This window comes from Pseudomonas sp. PNPG3, assembly GCF_023093815.1.
Classification (GTDB): Bacteria; Pseudomonadota; Gammaproteobacteria; order Pseudomonadales; family Pseudomonadaceae; genus Aquipseudomonas; species Aquipseudomonas asiatica.
On the sequence record NZ_JALLKV010000008.1, the window covers coordinates 134,463 to 158,453 of the forward strand.

The window sequence follows — 23,991 nt, forward strand, 5'->3', positions numbered from 1 at the left end:
TATCAATCGTCCGTGCGTAGGTACTGGTAGAGAGTTTCCCGGCTGATGTTGAACTCGCGGGCAAGCTGCGCTTTGGGCTCGCCGGCCGACGCCCGCTGTCGCAGGGTAGCAGCCTGCTCGTCGGACAGGGCCTTCTTGCGGCCCCGGTACGCGCCGCGCTGCTTGGCCAGGGCGATGCCCTCCCGTTGCCGCTCACGGATCAGGGCGCGCTCGAACTCGGCGAAGGCCCCCATCACCGACAGCATCAGGTTGGCCATCGGCGAGTCATCGCCGGTGAACACCAGGCCCTCTTTCAGGAACTCGATACGCACGCCGCGCTGGGTCAGCTTCTGCACCAGGCGTCGCAAGTCATCGAGGTTACGGGCCAGGCGATCCATGCTGTGCACCACAACGGTGTCGCCCTCGCGGACGAAGCCGAGCATGGCCTCCAGCTGGGGACGCTGGGTGTCCCTGCCCGAGGCTTTGTCGGTGAACAGCTTGCCGACCTCAACTTGCTCAAGTTGTCGTTCCGGATTCTGATCGTAACTGCTGACCCGGACATAACCGATGCGTTGTCCCTGCAAGATGCCTCCATGGGCTGTAGGGCTTACGTTGGTTTTTGGTTCCATTGCGCCCGAAGCCTTGAATTTGTCAGGCTGAAATCTATGACCTTGGCAAGCATGTGTCAAAGAATGTGAAAGCGGATTCTATTCTGACGGCGCGGTGCGGCCTTGCCTGACATCCAGTTAGGGTATACCTCAAATTGACACTGCGTATTCCAGAGAACGTGATGACGGAAGGTTGAACCTTCCGTCATAGCGCATCTGGTTTGGCCTCCCGTCAGCCAACCACGGGAAACACTGACTCGATCATTGGAGAATGGTCAGCTTGGCCTTGAGATCAATGGCTCTCGCGAAGTTGTGGTAATTCGGCGATGTTCGCTGCACCTGCGCGTGCAATGCTTTCAGCGCCGCCGAATCCGCCGACGACTCCATTTCGACCTCATACTCGACCTGGTCGTACCCTGGATTGATCCCAGGATCGATTCCAAGAAAACCTCTCAGATCGAGGCTTCCCTTCGTGCGGATAGTCAGCGATTGCAACTCGATGTTCATTGCCGCCGCATTTGCCGCGTAGGTTGCAGTCATGCATGCGTTCAACGCAGCCAGGATCAATTCTTGTGGATTAGCGGCCGTGTCGGTACCGAGCAATTCTGCCGGTTCGTCCGCGTCGATGACAAAGCCGCGCGCCAAGGCCGTGTCACCTAGTACGAGCGGCATGGTTCGCGCACGCGTCCGGGTGCCACCCTCCCAGGTTGTCACGACGCCGAACGTCGCGATGCCTGCGGCGGGCTTTGCTGCGACCTGATCTGCAAACTCACGCAATGCGCCGACGTTGATCCCGTTGCCGGGAGTTCCTTTAATGTTTGTGTTCATTTCTCGTTCCCCCATTATGTGTTACGCCCGGCCATCACGCCGCCGTCAACGTCCCAGATTGCGCCCGTCACCCATGCTGCCTTGTCCGACAACAGGAAGAGGATGACCTCGGCGACGTCTTGTGGCGTCCCAACCCTGCCGATTGGGTGGAAGCTGTTGAATCCCTGTAAGGCGCCATGAACCTCGGCCTTGGGTATGAATCCCTCGTAAATCGGCGTTTCGACAACCGCCGGAGAAACGGCATTGACCCTGATTTGTTTGGATGCCAGCTCCATCGCAAGGTGCTGGGTCAGCGAATGCAAACCTGCTTTTGCCATCGAATACGCGGACGACGGCGTAGCCGCAATCGCCTGCTTGCCCCACATCGAGCCGATGTTCACAATGGCGCCGGGACGCTCGCTGGCCACGAGATTGGCCACGACTTTTTGTGTGATGAAGAAGAACGCTTTATTCAACGTCAAATATTGTTCGTAATCACTTTCCGTGTGCTCAAGAAACGCCTTCGGGAAGAACACCCCAGCCGCGTTGACCAGAAGATTGATGTCCTTGTGGTGTTCATCGATGGTATGCAGGAGTCGCTTCACATCTTCGGCTCGCGAGAGATCGGCAGTCAGGGCGGTCACGGTGCCCAACGACGACAGCGCCTTGCGGGCCTCTTCGGCCTTGTCTTCACGGTGACCGACGATGACGACGCTTCCGCCTTGCTCAAGAACCATGCGGGCAGTTTGCAGTCCCATCCCGCTAGTGCCGCCGATGACCAACAACTTCTTGCCATTAAATTCAGTACTCATAATAATCTCTTTAACTACCAACTAAATGGTAGGGTTGTGTTGCAAAAAAAGTGCCGACCTCAGGTCAACACGGTGGAAAGAAAAGTGTTTCCAACTTCGGCCGGTCCGCGTGACGACCGCATGCCACGGCCCACCATCATCGAGCCTTCCAACGCGCACAAGAATGCCTCTGCGAGAGCCTCTGGGGTGGAATTCGAGGTGATCAGCGCGGCACGCTGACCATCGGCAACGACAAGAGTCAACCAGTCGAGATTGACTTTAAAGAATCGCTCGACCTCGCTCACAACGGCGTCCGGCAGCGAGTCCGACTCGGCACCCAACATGCCGCAGACACAAAGGCGCCGGTCCTTGGCGAAGGTGCGTTCGAAAAGTGCCGCATACGCAGTTAGCCTGTCAGGCGCTTTCGCATGCTGCCCTTCGATGCTCAGCAACTCCTCACGAAACCGGTGCGTGTAGCGCTGTGCGACCACGGCCACGAGTTCACCCTTCTTGGGAAAGTGGTGGTGGATACTTGGTTTTTTGATGCCTACCAACTGGGCCACGTCGTCGTATGAGAAGCCGTTGTAGCCGTGCTGCTGTACCAACCCTTCAGCGGCATCGACCACCCGCTCGGCGGTCGGCGAGATTTCGGAGAAATGCTTCATGCAAGCGCCTCATTTGATTCGGCGACTGGCAGGTGGCCTGTCTTGACCAGGATGGTGCAGCCTGTATTGCTGAAGGGACGGTGAGCACTCAAATGCGGACTGCGCATCCATGTGCCGGTAGGGTAGCTTCCGAACTCATCCTCAAAGACGCCTTCCAACACATAGATTTCTTCACCGCCGTAGTGACGATGCGAATTGAATCGTGTCCCCGGGGCCCAGCGCACCAAAGCCGTATGTTGTGTGTCGAACTCAGAAAGTGGCATCACCGACAGACCCGGCACGAGGCCTGGAAACCAGGGGCCGTTACGGGTGTCGACCACGGTGCGTTGGCTGTCGGCTAGATCAAGATGGCGCAGCTTGACGAACAACGTGCAACCCGTCGCGGAGCTCGGTGCATGCGAAGAACCTGGTGGATTCTTGATGTAAGTCCCAGGCCCGAAGGTCCCGGATTCGTCGCTGAATTCGCCGTCCAGGACCAGAATCTCCTCGCCCAAGTCGTGCTTATGATTTTCAAAAGCGGAGCCCGGCGCGTATCGCACGATCGAGGTGGCACGCGCCACTTCGTCGCCATCACGCTCCAGTAACTGGCGTTGAATCCCGGTCGCTGGCGAATCGACCCACTGTAAGCTTGAAGGCTCGACGACAACACGCTGCGAAAGATCTGAATTGAGTTTCATGGCTTTATTTCATCTACCGACTACTTGGTAGGTAAGTTATAAGATCCCGATTTGTTTGTCAAATAGCTTTCGCCATTTTCTTTCATCCATTGAAAAAACAATGAATTGGTTACAAGAACTCGCGAAGCTTAGCGTACGATTTTTTCCGAATTCTCTATCGTCCCCATAAAGGCGTTTGCAGACGGGCTCGGTGTTGATCGCGGCGATCACGATATCGCCGTGCTCGGCCTCCCTACTGCGGTCTACGATGAGAAGATCGCCCGAGAAGATCCCGGCGCCCTGCATGCTGTCGCCCTCCACCTGCACCAGATACACGTGAGGTGCACGCAGGTCGAACAGCTCGTCGAGGGAGATGTGACGCTCCAGGTGATCCGCCGCTGGCGAAGGGAACCCGGCCGGCACACGGAAGGAGTACACCGGCAGCAGCATAAGGCCGCCCGTCGGCGCGCCCAGGAAGGTGATGGTCATGGCAGATCAACTCAAAAGGATATCTGTATATTTATACAGTAAACTGTCAGAGCGTTCCTACGTCAATGCGCGGATGCCTGGCAGCCGACAAACGAGCGAGGTGGGTATGTGTGGGAGGTACTCGATCTACGAGAGCATGGACGACTACCTGCGGCAGTTGGCCCTCGATCTGGTGGTCATCAACGGATATGACCATGAGCGGATCAACCGTTACAACGTGGCGCCTTCTACTCGCGTGGAGGTGATAAGGCCCGCCCCGGGAGGACTGAACGTCGATCGGGTGAAGTGGGGATGGTCGCCTTTCTGGGCGAAGGGGAAGAGGGTCGACCCGATCAATGCGCGGGCCGAGACGGTGATGACAGGGAAGTTCTTCAAGTCGCTTTGGCCGAATGGCCGAGCCTTGGCGCCGGCCAATGGGTGGTTCGAGTGGATACCCGATGTTGCAGATCCGAAGCGCAAGCAGCCTTACTACATCCAAGCGGCGGACGGTAGGTCATTGTTTTTCGCGGCGTTGGCCGAGGTTCATCCAGGGCTGGAACCAGATGAACGCAGTGGCTTCGTTATCGTGACTGCTGCGGCTGATGAAGGTTTGGTGGATATCCATGATCGTAAGCCGTTAGTGCTTACTCCTGAGCTTGCCCGAGAATGGATTGATCCAGGCATAACAACTGAACGGCTGGCAGAAATAGTCCAAACAGGCTGCCGGCATAGTACCGACTTTCAATGGTTCCCAGTGAGCAAACAGGTCGGGAATGTTCGCAATCAGGGGCCGGAGCTGATAAAACCGGTTTAACCGTTTTGGGTAAAGTCGGACAAAATACACATATCTGTAAATATGCAAGGTGATCGATTGAAAATAAAGGTTGGTAGGGTCCGCGATTACTTGGTTGCCACACTGGAAAATACCCAGGCTCACGCAAATGAAGCCCCTGAGCTCATGCATTTGATTGCTGAGATGGATGATATTTTTCACGATGAGATTTTCTCTATTCCGCTCTCACAAGAGCCGACAGCAAACTTGCTTATGATAAATGCATATACCATGCTTCTGGCTGGGATTAGAGAGGCCTTGTCTGGGCATGTTGTTTGCGTTTTTCCAATAGTTAGAGCTGCGTTAGAGTCTGCCTGTTACGCTTATCTCATAGCAAATGACGCTACCAAGGCTGATGTTTGGCTTGAAAGACATTCGTCGGATAATGCTGTAAAGAGGTGTCGGAATGTATTTACTGCTAAAAAAGCTGTGGATATTTTAAAGTGCAGTGATCCGGTGATGGCCGATTATGTCTGGGGGTATTACGAGGCCTCAATAGATTTTGGTGCGCACCCTAACACCAAGTCTGTGATTGGTCATCTGTCTGACTCCGGGTCGGTTGGAGAAGGTTTGCATGGGTTTGAGCTTACTAGCGTGTACGGAGAAAATAGCTGGCAAGTCAACCACGCCTTGTTTGTCTGCGTTGAGGCAGGGCAGGCCATCGCGTATTTAATAGCGGCCTCAATCGCAAATCACCCTTTGATTCACGAGCGTAGTACAGTATTCCAAGGCTGGGTAGATGCCAAAAATCGGATGGTTGAGGAGCTAACTGGTGAAGCTTGCGATCGCAGTACGCCAGTCTATTCTTCCGTTAGCCCGCCGCTTTGACTACATCGAAGAGGTTGCTATGCTGAATATAAGTGAGAATGCATTCAGGGATTATATATTCAATAACCATAGAGAAGATTTTTCCTCTTTGATTGCAGGGCGGAGGGAGCCGGTGGAGTGGTACGGCGAAGAATTTCCACCGCTTCATTTCTTGCTACGCCGAAAGGTTGAACGTGCCATAAATGAAATTCTGGATCAGCTGGAAGAATTGGTCTTAACGGCTAAGGAGCTACGGCTTGAAAAAAATGGTCCTCATCCGACTCGCGTGGATCTTTTTGGGTGCTCAGAGTCTACGGGCATCACTATCATCGAGTTGAAAAAGTCGCAGCAAACCGAACGCCAAGCTTTTACTGAACTCTTAGCCTATGCAAATCACTTCTGCTCGATATTTCCTGGAGTTAACGAGACGGCAATCACCACTGTGTTGGTTGCGCCGATGGAGACCAGAACGGTAAAGGATGCATACGTTCAAGAGCTATTGCTGAATAAGAAGAACATTGTATCTCTTATTCCTTCTTGTCAGGATGGGCGCTATTGTCTTAATGTATTTTACCCTGATGAGAATTACTACAAATGGTTCGAGAATAACGTATTCAATGATCACTCCATGACCTGTGTGACCATGTCGTTTCCGCTGATTAAAGGCTGGATAGACTCTGAATATAGCGAGCCTCCGCAGTACGCAAAAGATGCGCTGAATCAAATAAGCAACTCTATTGCGCAGGTTTTAGAGTCCAAAGGGTTCCATTCTATAGTTTATGCCTCTCAGAAGTGGAGCGAGATCGCGGGTCTATTCCCCTATCCTAATATGATTGTTGTGGCGGCAATGAATCCATTTTCTTCGGTGAGAACGTATGCTGAGGATGATGAGATAGGGGGAAGATCTGCACCCGGGAGGCTGACTGAAGTTCAGTTAATTTATAACCAGCTAACCAAAGACGGTCAGCGCTTTAACTGGCTTGAGACGATGGAAAGTGACTTTACCGGTCGTTTGATTCGAGCCGTCCGCGATCAGCTGGAGTTCTGCCTTCTGAATGATTCGCGATCAATACATGTCGAAACTGGACTGCCGGATTGGTATGGGTTCAAGACGAGTATGGTGGATGCGGTATTTACACACAATTTGGAGGCGCATACTACTGGGCTCTTGAGGGAAGTGTATACTGAATATGTTTGTTATCTATATGAAACTGGCCAACAAGAAGTGATGTTTGGTTATCAGATGTTAACTCCGTTTCTCGCAGTGTGGGAGATTTGTCGTGGCTTCGGTTACGAATCGGAGTAATAGCATTCAGGGAAAAAGGCCACCGATTGGTGGCCCTTTTTTCATGTAGCTATAAGCTGTCTAGCAAGAGCCATTTCAACAGAGTCCCCATCCTGGTTCAGTGAGTCGAGCCCGGATTCCGGTACATCGCCCGAAGTGCTCTGCGCCACCGCGATCTTCTTGGCCATCAGTTGCAGGCAGGTAATCTGCGAGCTGCCGGCGTAGCCGAAGAAAATCACGCGGACCGGATGTTTCTGCCCAATCCTCCACGACCGCCGCGCGGCTTGCTGTAGGGTGTACACGTTGTACCCCGTCTGCAGGAACGCGATGGTTGGGAAGTCCAGCAGGTCCAGCCCGGTCTTGACCAGCTCCGGGTTGGTGAGCAGCACGTCGATACCGCGGTCGACCTGGTCGAGGATCCAGTCCTCGCGCCGAGCCGTTTCAACCGTGGCCCGCAGTACCGCAACGCGCAGACCGGCCTGCTCGAGGACCTTCTTCAGCCTGGACGTGGTATCGCGCGTCCCGCTGTAGACGGTGTATGCAAGGACCTTGCGGCCTTTCGCTTTCTCCTCGAGGCATAGGTTCAGCAGCGCCTGCTCCTTGGGCATCAGTTCATCGTCGCCGAAGAGCGCCGGCACAAAGGCTAGCGTGTCTCGGGTGCGAGGATGTTTGACCATCTCCGATCGGAAGCAGCAATCCGGCCAGGCCAACAGCACATTGAGCACCACTCCCAGAAGGGTGGTGTCTCTCCGGGCCAGAGCCTGGCGGAGTTCAGCTGTCAACGTGGCCGCCAAGCGCAGGTAGGCCGAGGCCTGCTCCGGCGCCATGGGCACGTCGATGAATTCCTCCTGGTAGCTGGGCAGCACATTGCCGCCGATATCCTTGAGTTTCAGGAACACGGTGAATGGCAGCACGAACCGGTGGATGCCTTTAGGGCCGAAGCCTGGGGCCTTCACGGTGCGTACCGACAGCTTCTTGCCCTTGGCGGTCTTGTGCGAATCGCCATCGCGCTCGGTGTAGATGTCCTTGAGCACGCCGTGATCGCGCATGAACGACATGGCTGCAGGCGCCATGCTGCCGCGTGCGTTGGGTCGGTAGCCGTCCTCGATCATGCGCTGGGTGAGGATGCGGAACAGGAGGTAGAACAGGTCGTCGGCGTAGCCCCCCATCAAGGTCCCGGTGAGGAGCAAGGTTTTACGCGCCTTCGCGGCCAACACTCCCATGGCCTGGCCTTGGGCCGAGCCGCTGTTCTTGTACTCATGCCCCTCGTCGACAACCAGCAGGTCGAAGAAGCCATCGGGTAAGTAGCGCTTGATGAACTCTGTCGGCTGGTAGCCGCCTTCGCCGAATCCGAACTCGATGTTGGCCATCGCCCGCTCCATGCGTTTGGCCTGGCGGTCGCTGAAGACGAAGTTGCCTTTCGCGTCCATCAAGTTGATGAACTCTGAGACGTTGTCCACCAGCATCGAGGCCAGAAAGTCCTCGCCGAAGTCGTTCAGCAGCCGGTCCGCCCGGACCGGGCCGATCGTCGGTATCCGGCACATCGACTTCAGGATCGTCGAGCGTCGGTCCCCACCATCGGCTTTGCCTGGGCGCATAAGCGTCCAGAGGGCAGCGTTGCAGGCCGTGCAGTTGCGACGGCGATCACCGCGCTCGAATTCGTCCACGGTGACCAGGTTGCCCTCCAGGTCCTCGAGGACCTGGCCACAATCTGGACATGCTGCCAGCAGCTGGCCACCTGCAGTACGCCGTTTCCAGCAGGCGAGTCGCCAGTGGAAACCCATCCGCATCCTGACTCGGCCGAGAATGAAGAACTCCGGCCGGCCGTCGTAGGTTTGCCCCGACTGGTCACGCAGCTTGAGCAGCTTGACCAGCGTGTCCGGGCCGTTGAGTACCCAGACGCGGGCGTCTGGCGTGGTTTCCAGGATCTCACGTCGCCACTTGTAGACCAGGTGGGGCGGTGAGATGACGAGTGTCCGACGGTAGCCTGATGCATGCATCACTGCAGCGACAGCGATGGCCATCATCGTCTTCCCGGTACCCATCTCGGCGTTGATGATCGCGGCTTGCTCGTTGCGATCGAGCAGTAGCGCCGCAATAGCTTGGACAACCTCAGCTTGCGCCACGAATGGCGTTCGCTTGAGGTTCGCCATCACGGCCTGCCGCTGTTCGTTAATGCTGCCGGTGTAGACCGGAGGGTTGGAGCGGTTGAGAGATTCCAAGAGCTCGTCGCCGAACTCGTCGATGAAATCGGTCAGGTTGATATTCAGGGGGGAGTTGGCCGAGGCGGCCGCCTGGGTCAGTGCGTTCATGTGCATCTCCTGCAGGGAAAACAGGGCATGCACAAACCCAGACGGGTATGGACATACCCTGTGGGTTGGTGTGGGGTGGGGAGCTGTTGTGGCGCTGGTCAGTAGTCGCTGGGAAGTAGCAGGGTAGTGGAGCTGCGGTCGGCTTCGGTGATGATCCAGAGCCTGGACTCGTCGCCGGCGTCGATGTCGTAGCTTGAGAACAAACGGTCTCCATGGGTAAGCGCGAGCTGATTGGAGGATCGATCGTCATCGCATAGCTCACCCCAGTCGCCAGCAAGATGGCGTTTCAGCGCGGGAGTAGGGTTGAGCTGCCCGGTTTCGACCAGATGGCTGACAGCAGCGGTCATCATGATCTGCCCCGGGTTGAACAGCGGCGTTGCAACTGACTGGTCGGTTGCAGGCGTTTCGTCGTTGCTCGCCGGTGAGGAACTGATGATCAGCACCTGGCCGTGGTTCACCGAGGAAGGTGTCATTTCCCAGGCGCGGATGATCGGAATGAACCGGTCGGTGAGGATCCTGACTTCTGAGACGTTACCCTTCTCGTCCTCAGTGAATTCGGTCTTGCGCACCTTGTCCTTGTAGGTATCACCCTTCACGACCAAGGTCCGCCCCGACTTCGAACGTACAACACCGGAGATTGCGCCGGCGGCCAGGGCCAGTGCGAGGTGCCAGCGTGAAAGCTCGCGGACAGGGGCTCGGGGTTGAAGCCCGGTTTTCCCGAAGTGCAAGTTGAAGTCTGGCCAGAGGCCCCGCAACCGCAGGATCTCGGAGGCGAATTGCTCCGGCTCCAGGGTAATGCGGTAGAAGTGCTCCAGCTCGCTAGCAGCTGACGGGACGAGGTACGGCTCCCATGTCCAGTTGGCTGGGATCTCCTCAGCTTGCTCCTGGCCGGCGCCGATCGCCTGCAGGCGAGACCTCACCTGGTTGGTGGAAACCCGGGCCAGGTCCTGCCGACGTACACGGATGCCGAAGATCACCACCTGTTTGAAGGTGGGGTCTGCAGCACCGTATACACGCATTTCGGTGAAGTGGTTGCTCAGCCATCCAGTGAACTCGTCGTCCAGCACGTAGTGAGGAACGATGAGCACCATGACGCCGCCGTACTGCAGAAGCGGGAGGCAGCGTTGATAAAAAGCTTTCTCCAAGCGCCGGCGGCCGCTGCCTTGGTACTGGGATGCACCGGAGTGATCCGCGACGAGGTCACCGTAGGGTGGGTTGAGCCAGAGCAAGCCGAACGACTGGCGGCTGATCAAGGTGTCGAAGAGGTCGCTGTGCAGCACCCGATCGAGCAGGCCACGCGCGTGATCCGCGCGTTCGCGATCGTACTCGACGGCGAATGCTTGGACCTGGTCGCGGCCCAGGAGGTGAGCTGCTTCAGCAAGGGCAACACCCTCGCCGGCGCAGGGGTCGCAGATCCTCATCCTGCCCGAGGTGGCGGGAGTGAGCGCCTGCAGCGTGCGTTCGAGCGTGATCTCATCGGTGGGGTAGTAGCCGTTGCGGGCAAAGTTGCGCGCCAGGCGCGGAAACATAAGGGCCATAAGCGTTCCTTGAGTCATAGGTGAGCCCAGGCCTACGCCTGAGCTTCGATAGTGAGTTCGCCGCGACGGATCAGCTCTCCGAGGGAGGGCTCGAGCACGTCGAGCTGAAGAGCGAGCCGCCAGGCGCAGACGTTGCCGATCGCCCCGGGTAGGGCAGTCAGCATGCGGTGCTGGGTGAGGACTTCCATCACGGGCTCGTGCCAGTGGGGGAGAAGGGGAAGCGGGCAGGTCTCGATCACCAGTGGCCAAAGCCGTTGGTGAGGGGCTTCATTGCGCTCCAGGAGGGCAAAAGCGAAGTGATTGGCTTGGTCGGGCACCGAAGCGCGCCGATCGAACAGCCAGAGGTGCAACATGCTGCCGAATAGGGTGCCGCGGAATTGCCGTGTGGTGCGCTTTTCCAGTAGGTCATGGTTAGGGAAAACGGGAATGCTCCGCCCGTCGACGAGAATGTGGAACTGCTCGATGCCATTCTCTTCTCGGCCAAGTGTGAGCCTGGCCAGAAACTCCTGCAGTGCGGTGTCACGACCCCAGGCCGACATGAACACCAGGTTGCGTTGCTCGTCGCACACACAGGCGTCGACGTACAGGTCCGGGCATTCTTCGATCTGGAACAAGGGGGATGGGTGCATGATGGCCTCCGTAGTGGAGGCGTCCGTCCCAGAGGGCGGAAGCCCCCCGGGGTGGTCTGGTGGTTAGTTGAAGGTCCTGGTGTCTGGATCGAACACCACGGGTTTCTCATTGTGCAGTGGCCCGTGACCAGCAAGGAAAATCTGGATGCGATACTGGTCACGCAGGCGGATAGCGGCCTCCGCCTGGTCCAGTGTGAGCTCCAACTCCTCGATGAACAGGTCGACGAGCTCCTCGTCAGTCGACACCTCGTTGTTGGACAGCTGGTCCTCGATGTTCGCGAGGGTTTGTTTGCTCAAGTTGCTGAAGATGGCGTTCATGGTGGTGCTCCAGGTAGAGAATGGAGCCCCCCGAGGAGGCCCCTCAGGGTGCGTGGTTCAGGTTGACCACGGCAGTGGTGTGGCAGGGCGCTTTAAAGCGAGGCCCTGGTCCAGGTTTGAGTTTTGAAGTCCATGGTGAAACCGAGCTGGTCCAGTCGGGTGCATTGGGCGCGAAGCCGTTGTCGGTCAACGGTAGTGTCGAGCCTCACGGTTTCGCCCAGTGGCCACACCGTGCCAAACAGCTCGGCATCGATGTCGTTCGTGCTTGGTGGTGCCGTTGGACTCATCCCGAAGGGCTCATCCGAGGCGAAGGCATCAGTTTGGGGCCGTCGCGCCGGTGTATTTGGAGTCCGACGTGGCGGTATCGGTGTGGATGGTGGCCCGTCCTCTTCAAGAGGGTCAGGGACGTTTGTTGGCAGGTGTTCTTCGTCCTCGCGACTGAGACCTGTGACATCCTCCAGGGTCATGCCCTCAAGTTCAGCCCTGATCTCAACAACGAGTCGACCGCCGTGCGAGTAGTACGAAGGTCGAATCTGCTTGATTGCGAAGTCACCTCGGTATTTACCCTCCTGGTACTGATCCAGGAGAGCATCCTTGATGGTGAACTCACCGATCGAGGTACTGAGGCGGCCGACGTTGAAGAGCCCGAGTCGACCGGAGATGGTGCGGATGGCCAACTGGCCGGTGATGGAGATCATGTGCGCTCCCCGTAAGGCATGGGGAACACCAGCGGGTGCTCCCCGCGAGGTGGAAGGTGATCAGTAGTCGAACAGAGGCAGACCGTAGAGAACGTTGCTGTTGGGGTCGATGACCAGGAACCTCACTTCAGCCTGAGCGGCAAGGGTGAGCACTTGGATGGTCTCCTCGCTGAAACCCTCGGCGGCTTGCAGAGCTTGAAGTGTCGACAGGTCGTACCCCCAGTGCTGTCCCAGATGTTGGTCGGTCCAGGGCGTACTGAGAAGTTTGAAGCCGATGGCGTCACTGTCGGGCAGGGTGAAGCACTCGAAATGAAGCAGAGCTGTATCAGCAGTTTCTACGAGTGCCTGCAGCTCCTCCCAGTCCTCCTCGGGCAAGTGTGCCGAGGCGATCTCGAACGCTTGGCTGTAGCAAGGATGAGGTACAGGGTGATCGCCGGTAGCGATGTGGAATGGGTTGGGTGATTGTGCCATGTGGCGTGCTCCTGGTTGAGAGAAGCCACCCCAGAGGGTGACCCCTCTGGGTGAGTAAAAATGGCTGTGTCAGGCGGGGTCTGCAGTGTGCTGCAGCTGGATCTGGATGTAGGATGGCTCGTCCTCGGGGGTCACGATTTGCAACATGAGGGCGACCCAGTCACGGTCGCGGCCGGTGTGGCGCTTCGTGTACACACCGAAGGACAGAGCACTGGCCTGAGGCTGCTGCTTGAGCTCTTGCCACGCCGCCTGGACGACAGTGGCGAGGCGTTGGCTCATCTCGGCCACCCGCATGGGGTTTTCGAGATAGACCGCCCGCATCCAAGCCGGGTTGTCCAAGACTACAGGAAGGGTGAGGTATGCCTCGGATGAGGCGGGGGAAAACGACATATGAGGTCTCCAAATAAAGCGAGGCCTCGTCCGCGAGGATGAGATCCCCGCAGGTAGGTAATGTAGAAGGCACTCCATCACTGGGTGATGCGATCGCGCTGCCGAGTGCTCGGCGATCTTGGGTGGGTTGGCGCAACGCGCTGGAGCCTTAAACCCTGGCTCCGGGAGGCACTGTCAACGACAGTGAACCAATACGGAATTCGTTTCCCGGACTGTAGGCTGAGGCCTCACAGTTGCCAGGTGTCTGCTTTGAAAGTCCCCCCGAAGGGATACCCTTCGGGGTGGAGGACTGGTGATACAGGGTGGGTCAGATCATGTCTTCGTAGATCTCTTCCCAGAGGTTGGAACTAGCTTCCTGTACAGCGCGGTAGTGCTCATCATCGAGCTGGAAGCCTTGCCGTTCTGCCTCACGTTTGAACAACTGGTCGTGAGGAAAGGTGAGAGCTGCATACTGATCGCGCAGCGTAGTGAGCAGGCTCATCTCGTACAGTTCGAAGTGTTGGCCACAGCGATCCAGGGCGAGGTTCGAGCTAGCTTTGATTGAGTCCGCGAACCGCCGCTCAAGCACGTCTACGCGGATGAAGGCCCCGGCAACTCGTTTCTCGAAGGGATTGGTGATGAACATGACGCCATTGAAGACTTGGGTGGCTTCAGACATGGTGATTCTCCGATGAGGGGGTCACCAACCCGCTCGGGTGATGTACCCGATAAGGTTTATAAGAGCGCAGCCGAAGGATGTCTGGTTGTTACAGCACGATGGCATACGTCGCATCGATTGGTACGTAGAGGAGTTCGAAATTTCGCTCGAAGTTCAGCGGAGGCATGATGTCTCTCCATTGAGGATCATCAGCCAGATCGGGTGATGTTCCCGATACGGTTAAGTGAAATGCTACAGATCATTCGGATCCATAAGACCCTGTATGACCCTGATAAGGCATGTATTAACCCGAAGATCCTTGGGAGTTATCTCGCCTCGGGCATAGGCCATGTCAGCTAGATGGTATTCACGGCCGCTGAGTTGCGCATAGACATCAACAAGACGATATCTGTCATTTGACAGTTCATCATCCGTGATTGACCAGGATGAGGCGAAGTGAGGAAGCAGCTTGGCGTAATCGCACCACTGCATGTTCGTGTAGTCTGGGATTCGCACCCCGTTATCATCGATCTCACAGCCCAGATGCGCGAATGAGGTCGAGTAGTACAGCCTAGGTTTCTGACCCTGGTTACGCAGCTCCTGAATATCTGAGCGCGCGGTAGCGAAGTCAGGGAAGCACTGCTGAATATCTCCAGCGACAGTGATGCAGTAGGGCATGGCGAAGTCCTTTGTGAGGAAAACGCCTCCCGAAGGGGATCGTCGTCCCCTATTGGGTAGGAATCAGGTTAGTGATCAGTGGGGGAGCGCAGTCGGGACTGTGCTGGCTTTGCGGTTGAGCACGTTAATCGCGAAACCGCTCAGCCCAATGAAAGCGCAGGCACCGAAAACAATGTCGCCGAGGATTACAGCGGCGACCAGGATTAGAAGGTTCAACGCGAACAGGATTTTCATGACTGCCTCCTTGGCAGAATATGAAGGCGCTGAAATCAGCGCCTTGATAGGGGTTATGCAGCCTGGTTGGCTTCCTTGGGAAGATCATTACCGAGGACAGGGTCGAGTTGCTCACCGAATTGGTCGGCGACTGGCTGTCCCTGATTCACGGGTTGCTCAGGTTGTTCCTGATTCAACGTTTGATCAACACCAGGTTGTCCCTGATTGTCAGTGGGCGGGGTGGCATTTTTCGGCTTCGCTTCGTAAACCAGCTTGCCGTCAACTTTGATCCAGCCGATGAAGAGCAGACGGCCTTTGAGGCTTGCGCCGGCCTGGCCCTTCTTGTCGCCTTTATCATAGGTGAAAGCGTCAGCCCAGATGTCGCCGATTCGGAAGGAGACGAGCACCTTCTTTTTGGCTTCAACGGCCTGCTGGCAGCGTTTAACCAGCGATTCTGCCTCAGCACCGACAACGTTGCAGTCGATGTAGGAATACTCGGCTTTATCAGTCGCGCCGTGCAAAGCTGCAACGGTGACACAGGTGAAGGGCTTGCCCTTGCGGGGGCTTACTTCACGGATACGGTTGAGGTAGCCGATGCCAGTGGTGTGCAGGTCGAAGAATTTGGCTTCGTTGGATTGGTTGCTCATGGTGATTCTCCAGTTTCAATAGCGAAAGCGGAGAAACACTTCGCCCATGGGGGAAAGTATTCCCCGCGTGGGTTGGGATGTAGCAAGTTGGGTGGGCTTCCATCAATCTCTCGATTGATCAATCGCGCTTCCGGAAGCTTGGCGATTTTGGGGAGATCAACACCGCAGTGGGTGTAGCAGTCTTTCAGATCATGACTGCTCGGGCTTGGGTTACTGACGACGTCAGCAGCTCACGGTCACAAGGATGGAAACGGAGAAACACATTGTCAAGCCCTGAAAGAAAAAAACCCTCCAGGTGGAGGGTTAAGTAGGGAAAATCGATGATCAATGTGCTCGAAGAATCTTCTGGCACCGGCGTTTGATATTAGGCCAATCGGCCCAAACTGCCATGCCGACGCAGATGACGAGCAGGGCGGTGAACATGAGGATGCCGAATGTGGTTTGGCTCATGTCATTCCTCCGGGGTGAGGTAAATGCCTGTGATCCAGATTACAACACCTACCACGAGGGCGAAAGCGGTCAGGAGACGGCTAGTGCTGAGGAAGATACCTACGAGGGCGGCGGCAACGGCCGTCGTTCCGATCTTGCGAAGGTCGTCTGCCACAGCGGCACGTTTTTTTGAAACCATGGCGTTCCTTTGATCGCCAGGCCCTCACCTTGCCAGGTGGGGTGCCTGGCACTGGGTGAGGTTGGAGGGAGTTAGATCGCAACTGGAGCTATGAGGTCGTTCAGCGGGCCCATACGCAGCTCTGATGCTTTGGGTTTGCTCGGCTTGCGCTGACGGGTACGGCGCTTGGTCGGTGGTACCGCTTTGGTGTTGTTTTCGAACCACTGGTTCAGATCAACACCGCGGCGTGCGAGGGTTGGAATGCGGCAAAGCTCATCCCAGTCGCTGCGGGTGGGTGCTATGTTCGCGAGTTGTACAACAGGCCGAACATGTGCTGGGACTACTGGGGCTGGACGTTTCATGGCGCGCAGGAACTCACGGGTGAGGGTGCCGAGCGCGTAGCCAAAACGGAAGCCGATGGAGGGTGCGGACATTGCGGTCATGGTGTTTCTCCTGCGGTTAAAAAATGCGGAGAAAACACTGTCCCTAACGGGGAAATGTATTCCCCGCTGGGTTTGCGGAAGGAGCTTCTATCGACGGAGGTCGACCGGTCGTGCTACCAGAAGCTAAACGACCTTGGGCTGGTGGATCACACAGACTTCGTGCTGCAGCATTACGGATCCGAGCTGCATGGGGCATGTTGCTGACGACGTCAGCAGATCACGGCTTAATAATCGGAGCGGGGAAGGGTTGTGTCAAGCGGAGGGGGAAAGGGGGGAGAGATGGAGGGAGAAGTCCGGCTGGATCAGCCCTTGAAAGGTGACCCAGCCGTGGTTGAAAAAAAAAGTTGAAGGAGCCACCTGTGTCGGAATCGTCGATCCCTGGGCATTGATCGTTTCGACTCTCATCACCTGGCCATTCTCGTGGCTTTGGCCAGCAAACATGAGGCACGCATCCGCGCACAAAAGGAGCCCGGCTTATCGCCGGCGGGCCACCGGCAGGGGGAGAAATACCCATTGGGTAGCCTGATGGACCTCGCTTGAAGTCCATCAGGCTACCCAAAGGGAAAGAAAAGAGTGGGGCCACATCACCGGTGTGGCCCTTGGAGCTAAGAAGCACCGAATCTCTTGAGACTCTGTATGCCTTTGGACTCGATCATCACGAGTTAGACGGCTGCGCGACTAGAGAGAGCAGGGAGGCAAAGGGAGAATCACAACCAGATCCGCACGCCCTTCCCGGAGCTATAGCGTGCTTACGGTTTGGTATTGGGGCGAACCACAACACCTGGGCGCTACTGATGACCGTCAGTAGCCAGCGGGGTTGAACCATTGCTGATGGCATTATGTTGTCGGCACCGTACAGATGCAAGCCGATACGCCCTTGCAGCCTGAATTCTTTAGTTGAGCGCTACGACCGCGCCTTCGGGTACAAGCGGAGGAATAGTGACGTTCGTCACGCCAGCAACTGGCGAGTACAGCAGTCCGGAACGCTTGACCCCAACGGACATCGATTGGGTTCTTTCCACGAGTGCTGCCGGTAGCCCTGCTGGTATGGTGCCGGTGAAGTAGGTATAGCTCTGTCCCGCCGTCACGTAGACGGCCAAGCCCGTTGGTTTGGAAAACCAGGAGGGAAGCGACAAGACAGCATCCGCAGGCATGCCAGTGTAGGACGGGTTCGCAGCGGCATACTGCGCTGCAGCTGCTCGGTAAACGAGGAAGCTACGGCTGACCGAATCAACCGTGGCGTAGTCCGAGAGCTGGAGAGACTGTTCCTCTTGCAGGGAGACTATCCCCACGGCAATCAGAAGTATGGTTATGACGATCCAGTTGAAAGACATTGCCTGGTCTCCTGGAATGCAGAGGGTGAAGTTCAGTCTTGTGGGGGCGTCGTCAAGACCAATAGTTCCTGAGATCGCCCCAGCCGCATCATGAGCGTGTTAGAAATTCCAACGCAGCAACGTTTTCCACATGTTCTTGAGCGGCGAGCGCCAGTGCTTGCGCCAGTTGCGCTCCCACCAATCATCTTCATTTTTAACCACTTGCTCGAGGTCGCTCCCAGTTATGCAGGCAGCGTGCTGCCGGAACATCATCGGGAAAGCGCAGTGCTGGCGGATAGAGTTCTTAAAAACGACGTCGACAGGTGTTCCGTCATATGGGGTGTTTGCCAGGATCTGGCAACCATCTCGCGAAAGCACGTACGCATGCAATGCTACGACACGCCCACGAGCGATGAATGGGAACCACGTCAGCCATGTTCGGCCCATGGAGTAGCCCAGGTGCAGCGCCTCGAATCGGTGCCGACGCATGAACCGGTTGATCCATTGAATGCGTGAGGCTTTCAGTTCATAGGGCTTCACATCATCTTCAAACACAAGAATCCGCTCGAGTCCCTGATCCAGGGCAAGGCGAGCCAGCTGCTGATGAGACTCGTAACAACCTTGTTTGGGATCTTGATGTTTTTGAACGACGTGGAAGTTGACAGAGTTATCAATTACTTCGCCGATGCTTTCTCTGAAGAGCTGGCGGCGATCTTCACGAGTGTCTAAGGAGATGCAATACACTGCATCTACATCAAAATGGATACTGCTCACTTCTCAATCCTTGTAAGTGCTGCTTGGAAGCTCGGTAAGGCGGTAGGCCATGATACCCGCTAGATGGTGTGTCACAAAGCCATCATTGCTTATCGAGCAGTTGGAGCCGCCGGCACGGCGGTGCTGGGTCAGAACTGGCAGCAGAAAATGGTCGAGTAATCGTTGGAGCCGATGATGATTCCGGGCGTCGTGCTTGAGCGCCAACCCTGGCCGTAGGTGTCCCACCCGATCTTGGTGTAGCCAGCGGGGCAGGCGTATGTGGTCACGTCGTTCGCGGCGTACCCGGGGATGGTGTACGCCGCGCACTTGGGGGCTGTACTGGAGGCGGAGCGCCATACCCCTGACTGGCAGGAAAGGGTTTGGCCGGCAGCGTTTTTGGCGATCAGGCTGTTGTCGCTGCAGGCAGCACCCTCAGCAGCCTGGCCGCCGATCGACAGATACTCCCCCGTCGTGAGTCGCCCAGACGCGCTGATGCTGCCGTAGGACTGGACCTGACCGGCGACGACGGCACCACCCGTAGCGAGACCTTTGTTGTTGTAGATGCGCACCCAGTCCGGATCCGACTGGTAGATGCCGCCGCCCCATTTTTCGTTGTACCAGCCAGTATCACCGCGCGATCTGAACCAGCCGCCCGTATAGGTCTCCCCGGTGATGTTGGCGGTTGCTGCAGTCACCGTATTTGTCGCCGTCACGTTCCGAGCATTGATGTCCGCACTGGTTGTCACATTGCCAGACGCAGTGATGGCTGCTGCGTTGTTGATATTGTGCCCCCCGATGCTGAGGTCGGTGTTCATGCTGTTCAGCTCGGGGTGGCCCGGCACCGCGTTGCGATACAGGTAGTCGTTGGCGAGCTGGCCATCCATCAGGAACAGTGCGCTTGCGGTATGGCCGGCGCCGGGGTTGATGGCGTAGTTGCTCAGGGTCACTTGCCAGCCACCGCGCACGCCCTGGATCACATTGGTGTTGCTCGAAGAAATGAAGCCGCCCGGGCCGCCGAGGTTTTCTGCAATTGTTCGAATGCCCAGCTCCGATATGGCCTGGCCACCGGTGGTGAGGACGACAGCTTCCAACTGGTTGGCATTCGGCTTGCGAGCCAGCCCGACAATCGTCTGGCCAAACCCATTGGTGTCCGTGAACCCGGCCGGCAGGAAGTTCGTGTTGCGAAGCATCGGTACTGTGATCTGTACCGGATTCGTAGCGGTCGCGCTCGCCAGCACAGTACTGAAGTTGTCTTTGAGGTACTTGCTGACCGCGTCAGCGACCGCCCTCTGCTTGTCTGCAGCGATCCTGAAGTCCTGGGCGTCCATCTGCTTGATGATCCACACCGAGCCCAGGGTGATGAGCACAGAGAGCACGAGCAATGCCATGACGGCGTCCACGCCGAGCATCCCCGCCTGGTTGCGTTTATTGATCATTCCAGAGGCTCCTAGAGGACTGGTTGGCGATGTCTTGCTCGAGCATCTGCAGTTGGCCGGCACGAATCTTTTCGCGGATACCAGGTGCGTCGGTTCCAACCAGAGACAGGCATTGAAGTTTCAGCCGCTTGAAGCCAGATGCGTCGGGGATCAGGACCTGGTGGATGACGGCAATGAGTCCTTGAGCCAGCAGGTCTTTAGCATTCGGGATCAGTGGCTGTGCCAGCGAAGCCAAGCGCTCAATGCCTTTGGTGGCGCTGCCGGCATGCCCGGTGCAGATGATGAAATGACCATTGATCGAGGCCTGGACTACTTGGGCGGCAGTCGGTGTGTCGCGTACTTCGCCCACCATCAGGATCTCCGCGCGCGTTCTCAGCGCCCGGATCAACGCCTCCTCATATCCACCCTGGCGACGGGAGACTGGGATCTGGATACAGCGCCCAAGTCCATGCTCGCCATGCAGCAGAGGTTCGGGTGGATCCTCGACGGTCAGCCCCATTCCCCCAAGCTCCTCAAGCCTTGCCGCAACCATCGAGGCTGCACTTGAGGTCTTGCCGGAGCCCATCTCACCGCAGATGAATATCAACCCTCGTATGCCAGGGTCGAACAGGCTCCGATGGAGTTCATCAGGCAGCCCGAGATCGTCCAGCGGGAGAATCCGAACCACCGACCTGCTCAGTACGAAGAGTGATTGTGCGTGGAGATCCTGGAGCTGGGTAACCCGGTAAACGGCACCATCGAAAATCAGCGAGAACTCAGGTTCCTGCGTTTTGTTGAAGTGCTCTTGGCAGCGCTCGCGCAGTTGATCAATTTCGACTCCCCATTCCTGAGGGGCAGGAACACGAGTGGGCTGCCCAGGCAGCCCCTTCACGTCCGCGAAACCGTCGCCGAGGTAGAGGTCGACGAAGTTTGCTTCGGAGATGGCGCTCACACCAAGCTCCTTCAGTAGGTGGTCCAGGTCATGGTGTTGGCGTTGTTCGAGCAGCTGGTGGTTGCTGCAGTCGCTAGTACTTCACCCGTGGTCGCCGTGCCGCCATTGATTGCGGTAGTGGTCTGCTTGTCTTTGGCCACCTTGGTTGCCAAAGTGATACAGGCGCTTTTCGGAACGTTGGCTTCGGAGATAGTGAAGGTCATACCGTTGCTGACGACCGTCACGGCACCATTCCACTGGTTCACCAGGGTGGTGCCGGAAATCCCCATCGAGCCGGTGCCTTCGATGTTGATCAGGGACGTTACCAGGCTCTGCCCGGACGTCCCGTAGCCAGTGGAGCCTTTAAGCTTTTTGGTGTTTGCGATCAGGGTGCTGATGTTGCTCTGTTCGATCGCGACATCGGAGTTGCCGATCATTCTCCAGCTCATCCAGACGATGAAACCGATCGCAACCGCGATCAGCATCAGCCAGAAAACACCGTCAATCGACAGGAAGCCGGCTTGTGTACGTTTTGCACGAGTTACCATGCTTGTTACTCCTTGGTTACTGTTTAAAAGCTGGTTGAGTCCATTACGCTTCCGGCCATCTGGAAGATCCCGATGACCACGAGGATCATCAGGACGCCCATGCACACCGAGGACATGGCGATCAGGAATTTGGAAGTCGCATCAACGCGAAGAAGGGTTTGCTCTAGCCAGCGATTGGCAAAGCGCTCCATGGACTCCGCGAATCCCTTGCGGGTCGCCAGGACCTCCAGATAGTGGATGGCCATCGCATCGGGAAATTGGTGTCCGGCGAGCTTCAGCGCTTCGCCGAAGTTTTTGCCTGAGCTCACGCCGTAGTGAATCGCGTCGAGCCTTTCGCTGAGCCAAGGTGGAGCGCTCCTGTTGAGGATGGCTAAGGCATCCAGCTGGTTGATGCCGGTGCGCAACATCACCGACATGTTCAACAGGAAAATTGAGCCGTGCAGAACCTTGTACAGAGACCAAGGTGGGAACGACTCAACGCGAAGGCGCGCGACTTGCAGAACCCTGCTCACCTGTACCTGCCAGGTCGGGCTGTCAGGTTTGATCTTGAGCCCGCAAAATACGGGTAGCGTGGTTACAGCAATGGCGATCACCGCCAGCAGGCCGATCAGTATTGCCAAACCGTAATGGGTGACGAGGTTGGACAGGTGGTAAAGCAGCGCCGGAATACCTGTCCAGGATTCTGGGTCCGATCGCCTTGTCATTGAAGGGACCATCCATAGGGCGATCACATACAAGAGCGCCCACATCAGGCTCCAGGTCAGCGATGGAAGCGCAACTACTGATCGGACCAACCGGCCAATGCGCTGGCGGATCTCGATGATCCGCACGCAATCACGAAACGCCTGCACCAGGTTCCCGGTTTCTTCTCCCGTCTCGATCAGTGACGCTTCATCGTAAGGAACGTGAGCCCTGCAGGAATGCGCCAGGGACTTCCCCCCACGTACTGTCATTGCGATCTCGCCGCAGATTATCGATACCGGATGCAGCTCCTTGCCGTTGTTGCTGAAGGCTTTTTCAACCGTCTCCAGAGCAACCTCGATCGGAATCCCGTCCTCGAGCACGCCCATGAGGCTCTCGTAGAATTGGACGCGCTCCTTCTTCCCGAATTGCTTGGCATAGAAGGCCTCGACCCAACCTCGGGACGCCTCTTTCAAACCAGCTCGGAAGTCTTGAAGCGCATCAAACATGGGAGAGCTCGACTAACTGGCGGTCAAAATCGAGCGGACCAATAATGGTCTCTGCGTGCCGAGGATCGATACTTCCCATTTCGATCTTTGTAATGGCATGAGCGATCTTGGTAATGCCCCCCATCTCCTTAACCCAATGCCTACGCGCAGCGCTGGCACCTCTCTCTGAGAAGACACCCATGAACTGCATGTCGGTGAGCAACACCTCACCTACTACGGTTCGATCGACGACGCCGAGATTTCTACAGCATGAGCAGCCTTCGCCGCGCAGATTGACCTGGTCGACGATCCTCAGTTTTTCAAGGCGAGAAAGTAGGCCGGGAGTGATCGTCCCGAGGTTCCTAGACAATGGAACGCGACATGAAGGGCAGAGAACTGGAAGCAGGGACTGGTTGATGATGCCGGTGGTGAGGGCAGGATCCGTCACCAGGTACTTGGGTACCCCCATGTCGATCAGGCGCTGAAGGGAAGCGACAGCGTTATTCGTATGCAACGTCGACCAAACCTGGTGACCTGTCATCCCTCCGCTGTAAGCGGCCTGGGCCGACTCAACGTCCCGCAGTTCTCCGTACATCAAAATGTCAGGATCCAGGCGGACTGAGTTTTTGATGCCGTGATTCCAAGTCTCACCGCTACTCAATGGGGATTGATTGGCTTTTAGCGGATACTCGGGTGGATCCTCGAGAGTCAGAAGGTGCTTCGTACCCTGCGTCTCGTCGTGGAGTAAGTTCAGGTTCACCTGCAGCGATTTTGACTTTCCGGAGCCAGTCGGACCGGTGATCAAGTTCACCCCATACGGCAGACTCCGAAGGCGCGCGAACTGTTCGATTTGCGCCGGCAAGAAGCCCAAGTGTTCGAGCGTCATCTTTTTTTGATCGTCGTAAAGAAGCCGCATGACCATCAGCGGACCGTCCACGAGAGGGCGCGTAGCTACCCTGGCACCGAACAACCCAAGCTGTTGCACGAATTCCCGACCAACGCGCGCGTCTTGCGCGATCTGCGGTTGGTAGTGATCTTTGGTGACGTCACACATGCTGTTGTAGAGCGCTGAACACAGCTCCAGACCGACCAGGCTTGACTCCTGGCGTGCCTCCCAGAGCAGTCCATGTAGGCGGTAGAAAATCTTGGAAATGTCGTGGCCAACAACGATGTGTACGTCACTGGCCCCGCGTCGATGGGCATCACCCAGTATCTGCAGGGCATGGGCCTGACGGTCGGTATCGACTTGCGCGAGACCCGCGCCGGCCTGGGCGGAGGTTTGGTAAAGCGCCTTGATGTCTGTCATCGAGCACGTCGAGATCGTGTAGTCGAACCCTGCGTGGTCGAGCTGATCCATGAAAGCCATCACCCAAGGATCAGTCT

General features: G+C 56.9%; 30 protein-coding genes. 3 read left to right on the forward strand and 27 right to left on the reverse strand.

Annotated features, from left to right (window positions below; genetic code table 11):
• Nucleotides 1–2: 2 nt before the first annotated feature.
• The 6 genes from MJ643_RS08480 to MJ643_RS08505 all read right to left on the reverse strand — a co-directional run bounded on the left by MJ643_RS08480 (nt 3) and on the right by MJ643_RS08505 (nt 3,995).
• The gene (locus tag MJ643_RS08480; protein WP_011645023.1) at nt 3–563 is read right to left on the reverse strand and encodes a recombinase family protein; all 561 of its coding nucleotides are present in this window, start codon (nt 561–563) and stop codon (nt 3–5) included.
• A 285-nt stretch (nt 564–848) separates the two neighbouring features.
• Nucleotides 849–1,415 carry an OsmC family protein gene (locus MJ643_RS08485; protein WP_004574805.1) on the reverse strand — a complete coding sequence of 189 codons (567 nt, stop codon included), beginning with the start codon at nt 1,413–1,415 and terminating at the stop codon, nt 849–851.
• Nucleotides 1,416–1,429: 14 nt separating this feature from the next.
• Nucleotides 1,430–2,206 carry an SDR family oxidoreductase gene (locus tag MJ643_RS08490; protein ID WP_004574804.1) on the reverse strand — a complete coding sequence of 259 codons (777 nt, stop codon included), beginning with the start codon at nt 2,204–2,206 and terminating at the stop codon, nt 1,430–1,432.
• 59 nt (nt 2,207–2,265) lie between these two features.
• On the reverse strand, nt 2,266–2,850 hold the full coding sequence (locus tag MJ643_RS08495) for a TetR/AcrR family transcriptional regulator (RefSeq protein WP_004574803.1): 585 nt from the start codon (nt 2,848–2,850) through the stop codon (nt 2,266–2,268).
• Complete coding sequence (locus MJ643_RS08500; protein ID WP_004574802.1) at nt 2,847–3,527, reverse strand: cupin domain-containing protein; 681 nt, start codon at nt 3,525–3,527, stop codon at nt 2,847–2,849. Before MJ643_RS08500 ends, MJ643_RS08495 begins: the two co-directional genes overlap by 4 nt.
• A gap of 36 nt (nt 3,528–3,563) precedes the next feature.
• A complete protein-coding gene (locus tag MJ643_RS08505) occupies nt 3,564–3,995 on the reverse strand; it encodes a S24 family peptidase (RefSeq protein WP_232881378.1) in 432 nt (143 codons plus the stop codon).
• Nucleotides 3,996–4,101: 106 nt separating this feature from the next.
• Between MJ643_RS08505 and MJ643_RS08510 the strand changes: the two genes are divergently transcribed.
• Genes MJ643_RS08510 through MJ643_RS08520 form a run of 3 tightly spaced genes read left to right on the forward strand, consistent with a single transcriptional unit; the run spans nt 4,102 to nt 6,919 of the window.
• A complete protein-coding gene (locus MJ643_RS08510; protein ID WP_028692962.1) occupies nt 4,102–4,788 on the forward strand; it encodes an SOS response-associated peptidase family protein in 687 nt (228 codons plus the stop codon).
• 57 nt (nt 4,789–4,845) lie between these two features.
• Nucleotides 4,846–5,634 (forward strand): hypothetical protein, encoded by a 789-nt coding sequence (locus MJ643_RS08515; protein ID WP_081011201.1) that lies wholly within the window; start codon nt 4,846–4,848, stop codon nt 5,632–5,634.
• A complete protein-coding gene (locus MJ643_RS08520; RefSeq protein WP_028692963.1) occupies nt 5,579–6,919 on the forward strand; it encodes a hypothetical protein in 1,341 nt (446 codons plus the stop codon). Before MJ643_RS08515 ends, MJ643_RS08520 begins: the two co-directional genes overlap by 56 nt.
• Nucleotides 6,920–6,960: 41 nt before the next feature.
• Here MJ643_RS08520 and MJ643_RS08525 read toward each other — a convergent pair whose 3' ends face one another.
• From MJ643_RS08525 to MJ643_RS08620, 21 genes are all read right to left on the reverse strand, one after another.
• The gene (locus MJ643_RS08525) at nt 6,961–9,210 is read right to left on the reverse strand and encodes an SNF2-related protein (RefSeq protein ID WP_028692964.1); all 2,250 of its coding nucleotides are present in this window, start codon (nt 9,208–9,210) and stop codon (nt 6,961–6,963) included.
• A gap of 98 nt (nt 9,211–9,308) precedes the next feature.
• Nucleotides 9,309–10,748 carry a DUF6094 domain-containing protein gene (locus tag MJ643_RS08530; protein WP_023629560.1) on the reverse strand — a complete coding sequence of 480 codons (1,440 nt, stop codon included), beginning with the start codon at nt 10,746–10,748 and terminating at the stop codon, nt 9,309–9,311.
• A 32-nt stretch (nt 10,749–10,780) separates the two neighbouring features.
• On the reverse strand, nt 10,781–11,380 hold the full coding sequence (locus MJ643_RS08535) for a hypothetical protein (protein WP_028692965.1): 600 nt from the start codon (nt 11,378–11,380) through the stop codon (nt 10,781–10,783).
• Between the two features lie 60 nt (nt 11,381–11,440).
• Nucleotides 11,441–11,695 (reverse strand): hypothetical protein, encoded by a 255-nt coding sequence (locus MJ643_RS08540; protein ID WP_023629562.1) that lies wholly within the window; start codon nt 11,693–11,695, stop codon nt 11,441–11,443.
• A 92-nt stretch (nt 11,696–11,787) separates the two neighbouring features.
• A complete protein-coding gene (locus tag MJ643_RS08545) occupies nt 11,788–12,393 on the reverse strand; it encodes a DUF3275 family protein (protein WP_023629563.1) in 606 nt (201 codons plus the stop codon).
• Nucleotides 12,394–12,453: 60 nt separating this feature from the next.
• The gene (locus MJ643_RS08550; RefSeq protein WP_023629564.1) at nt 12,454–12,864 is read right to left on the reverse strand and encodes a hypothetical protein; all 411 of its coding nucleotides are present in this window, start codon (nt 12,862–12,864) and stop codon (nt 12,454–12,456) included.
• A gap of 69 nt (nt 12,865–12,933) precedes the next feature.
• Nucleotides 12,934–13,143 (reverse strand): hypothetical protein, encoded by a 210-nt coding sequence (locus MJ643_RS08555; protein WP_230852926.1) that lies wholly within the window; start codon nt 13,141–13,143, stop codon nt 12,934–12,936.
• Between the two features lie 418 nt (nt 13,144–13,561).
• On the reverse strand, nt 13,562–13,912 hold the full coding sequence (locus MJ643_RS08560) for a hypothetical protein (protein WP_023629565.1): 351 nt from the start codon (nt 13,910–13,912) through the stop codon (nt 13,562–13,564).
• A 231-nt stretch (nt 13,913–14,143) separates the two neighbouring features.
• Entirely contained in the window at nt 14,144–14,569 is a 426-nt protein-coding gene (locus MJ643_RS08565) for a hypothetical protein (protein WP_023629567.1), read from the reverse strand.
• Nucleotides 14,570–14,644: 75 nt separating this feature from the next.
• Nucleotides 14,645–14,803: a hypothetical protein gene (locus MJ643_RS08570; protein ID WP_023629568.1), complete on the reverse strand. Its 159-nt coding sequence runs from the start codon at nt 14,801–14,803 to the stop codon at nt 14,645–14,647.
• Between the two features lie 53 nt (nt 14,804–14,856).
• Nucleotides 14,857–15,429 (reverse strand): STY4534 family ICE replication protein, encoded by a 573-nt coding sequence (locus MJ643_RS08575; protein ID WP_028692967.1) that lies wholly within the window; start codon nt 15,427–15,429, stop codon nt 14,857–14,859.
• 324 nt (nt 15,430–15,753) lie between these two features.
• The gene (locus tag MJ643_RS31460; protein ID WP_023629570.1) at nt 15,754–15,879 is read right to left on the reverse strand and encodes a hypothetical protein; all 126 of its coding nucleotides are present in this window, start codon (nt 15,877–15,879) and stop codon (nt 15,754–15,756) included.
• Between the two features lie 249 nt (nt 15,880–16,128).
• Nucleotides 16,129–16,479 carry a hypothetical protein gene (locus tag MJ643_RS08580; RefSeq protein WP_023629572.1) on the reverse strand — a complete coding sequence of 117 codons (351 nt, stop codon included), beginning with the start codon at nt 16,477–16,479 and terminating at the stop codon, nt 16,129–16,131.
• A gap of 252 nt (nt 16,480–16,731) precedes the next feature.
• Entirely contained in the window at nt 16,732–16,920 is a 189-nt protein-coding gene (locus MJ643_RS08585) for a hypothetical protein (RefSeq protein WP_023629573.1), read from the reverse strand.
• A gap of 452 nt (nt 16,921–17,372) precedes the next feature.
• Complete coding sequence (pilM, locus tag MJ643_RS08590) at nt 17,373–17,813, reverse strand: type IV pilus biogenesis protein PilM (protein WP_247726732.1); 441 nt, start codon at nt 17,811–17,813, stop codon at nt 17,373–17,375.
• A gap of 99 nt (nt 17,814–17,912) precedes the next feature.
• On the reverse strand, nt 17,913–18,566 hold the full coding sequence (locus MJ643_RS08595) for a hypothetical protein (protein WP_247726733.1): 654 nt from the start codon (nt 18,564–18,566) through the stop codon (nt 17,913–17,915).
• Between the two features lie 128 nt (nt 18,567–18,694).
• A complete protein-coding gene (gene pilV / locus MJ643_RS08600; protein WP_247726740.1) occupies nt 18,695–19,933 on the reverse strand; it encodes a shufflon system plasmid conjugative transfer pilus tip adhesin PilV in 1,239 nt (412 codons plus the stop codon).
• Between the two features lie 37 nt (nt 19,934–19,970).
• Entirely contained in the window at nt 19,971–20,912 is a 942-nt protein-coding gene (locus tag MJ643_RS08605) for an ATPase, T2SS/T4P/T4SS family (RefSeq protein ID WP_023660718.1), read from the reverse strand.
• A gap of 11 nt (nt 20,913–20,923) precedes the next feature.
• Nucleotides 20,924–21,439, reverse strand: coding sequence for a type 4 pilus major pilin (locus MJ643_RS08610; protein ID WP_023660717.1), 516 nt, complete (start codon nt 21,437–21,439; stop codon nt 20,924–20,926).
• A 23-nt stretch (nt 21,440–21,462) separates the two neighbouring features.
• Nucleotides 21,463–22,629, reverse strand: a complete 1,167-nt coding sequence (locus MJ643_RS08615) for a type II secretion system F family protein (RefSeq protein ID WP_247726734.1) — start codon at nt 22,627–22,629, stop codon at nt 21,463–21,465.
• Nucleotides 22,622–23,965 (reverse strand): ATPase, T2SS/T4P/T4SS family, encoded by a 1,344-nt coding sequence (locus tag MJ643_RS08620; RefSeq protein ID WP_247726735.1) that lies wholly within the window; start codon nt 23,963–23,965, stop codon nt 22,622–22,624. Before MJ643_RS08620 ends, MJ643_RS08615 begins: the two co-directional genes overlap by 8 nt.
• Nucleotides 23,966–23,991 lie beyond the last annotated feature (26 nt).

Bases quoted from the DNA above. Each gene is read 5' to 3' on its own strand.
- pilM (WP_247726732.1), bottom strand. From the start codon at position 17,813: ATGTCTTTCAACTGGATCGTCATAACCATACTTCTGATTGCCGTGGGG.
- MJ643_RS08485 (WP_004574805.1), bottom strand. From the start codon at position 1,415: ATGAACACAAACATTAAAGGAACTCCCGGCAACGGGATCAACGTCGGC.
- MJ643_RS08585 (WP_023629573.1), bottom strand. From the start codon at position 16,920: ATGTTTGCTGGCCAAAGCCACGAGAATGGCCAGGTGATGAGAGTCGAA.
- MJ643_RS08530 (WP_023629560.1), bottom strand. From the start codon at position 10,748: ATGGCCCTTATGTTTCCGCGCCTGGCGCGCAACTTTGCCCGCAACGGC.
- MJ643_RS08545 (WP_023629563.1), bottom strand. From the start codon at position 12,393: ATGATCTCCATCACCGGCCAGTTGGCCATCCGCACCATCTCCGGTCGA.
- MJ643_RS08505 (WP_232881378.1), bottom strand. From the start codon at position 3,995: ATGACCATCACCTTCCTGGGCGCGCCGACGGGCGGCCTTATGCTGCTG.
- MJ643_RS08555 (WP_230852926.1), bottom strand. From the start codon at position 13,143: ATGAGCCAACGCCTCGCCACTGTCGTCCAGGCGGCGTGGCAAGAGCTC.
- MJ643_RS08525 (WP_028692964.1), bottom strand. From the start codon at position 9,210: ATGAACGCACTGACCCAGGCGGCCGCCTCGGCCAACTCCCCCCTGAAT.
- pilV (WP_247726740.1), bottom strand. From the start codon at position 19,933: ATGGCATTGCTCGTGCTCTCTGTGCTCATCACCCTGGGCTCGGTGTGG.
- MJ643_RS08495 (WP_004574803.1), bottom strand. From the start codon at position 2,850: ATGAAGCATTTCTCCGAAATCTCGCCGACCGCCGAGCGGGTGGTCGAT.
- MJ643_RS08620 (WP_247726735.1), bottom strand. From the start codon at position 23,965: ATGGATCAGCTCGACCACGCAGGGTTCGACTACACGATCTCGACGTGC.
- MJ643_RS31460 (WP_023629570.1), bottom strand. From the start codon at position 15,879: ATGAGCCAAACCACATTCGGCATCCTCATGTTCACCGCCCTGCTCGTC.
- MJ643_RS08615 (WP_247726734.1), bottom strand. From the start codon at position 22,629: ATGTTTGATGCGCTTCAAGACTTCCGAGCTGGTTTGAAAGAGGCGTCC.
- MJ643_RS08540 (WP_023629562.1), bottom strand. From the start codon at position 11,695: ATGAACGCCATCTTCAGCAACTTGAGCAAACAAACCCTCGCGAACATC.
- MJ643_RS08565 (WP_023629567.1), bottom strand. From the start codon at position 14,569: ATGCCCTACTGCATCACTGTCGCTGGAGATATTCAGCAGTGCTTCCCT.
- MJ643_RS08575 (WP_028692967.1), bottom strand. From the start codon at position 15,429: ATGAGCAACCAATCCAACGAAGCCAAATTCTTCGACCTGCACACCACT.
- MJ643_RS08610 (WP_023660717.1), bottom strand. From the start codon at position 21,439: ATGGTAACTCGTGCAAAACGTACACAAGCCGGCTTCCTGTCGATTGAC.
- MJ643_RS08510 (WP_028692962.1), top strand. From the start codon at position 4,102: ATGTGTGGGAGGTACTCGATCTACGAGAGCATGGACGACTACCTGCGG.
- MJ643_RS08550 (WP_023629564.1), bottom strand. From the start codon at position 12,864: ATGGCACAATCACCCAACCCATTCCACATCGCTACCGGCGATCACCCT.
- MJ643_RS08490 (WP_004574804.1), bottom strand. From the start codon at position 2,206: ATGAGTACTGAATTTAATGGCAAGAAGTTGTTGGTCATCGGCGGCACT.
- MJ643_RS08570 (WP_023629568.1), bottom strand. From the start codon at position 14,803: ATGAAAATCCTGTTCGCGTTGAACCTTCTAATCCTGGTCGCCGCTGTA.
- MJ643_RS08500 (WP_004574802.1), bottom strand. From the start codon at position 3,527: ATGAAACTCAATTCAGATCTTTCGCAGCGTGTTGTCGTCGAGCCTTCA.
- MJ643_RS08560 (WP_023629565.1), bottom strand. From the start codon at position 13,912: ATGTCTGAAGCCACCCAAGTCTTCAATGGCGTCATGTTCATCACCAAT.
- MJ643_RS08580 (WP_023629572.1), bottom strand. From the start codon at position 16,479: ATGACCGCAATGTCCGCACCCTCCATCGGCTTCCGTTTTGGCTACGCG.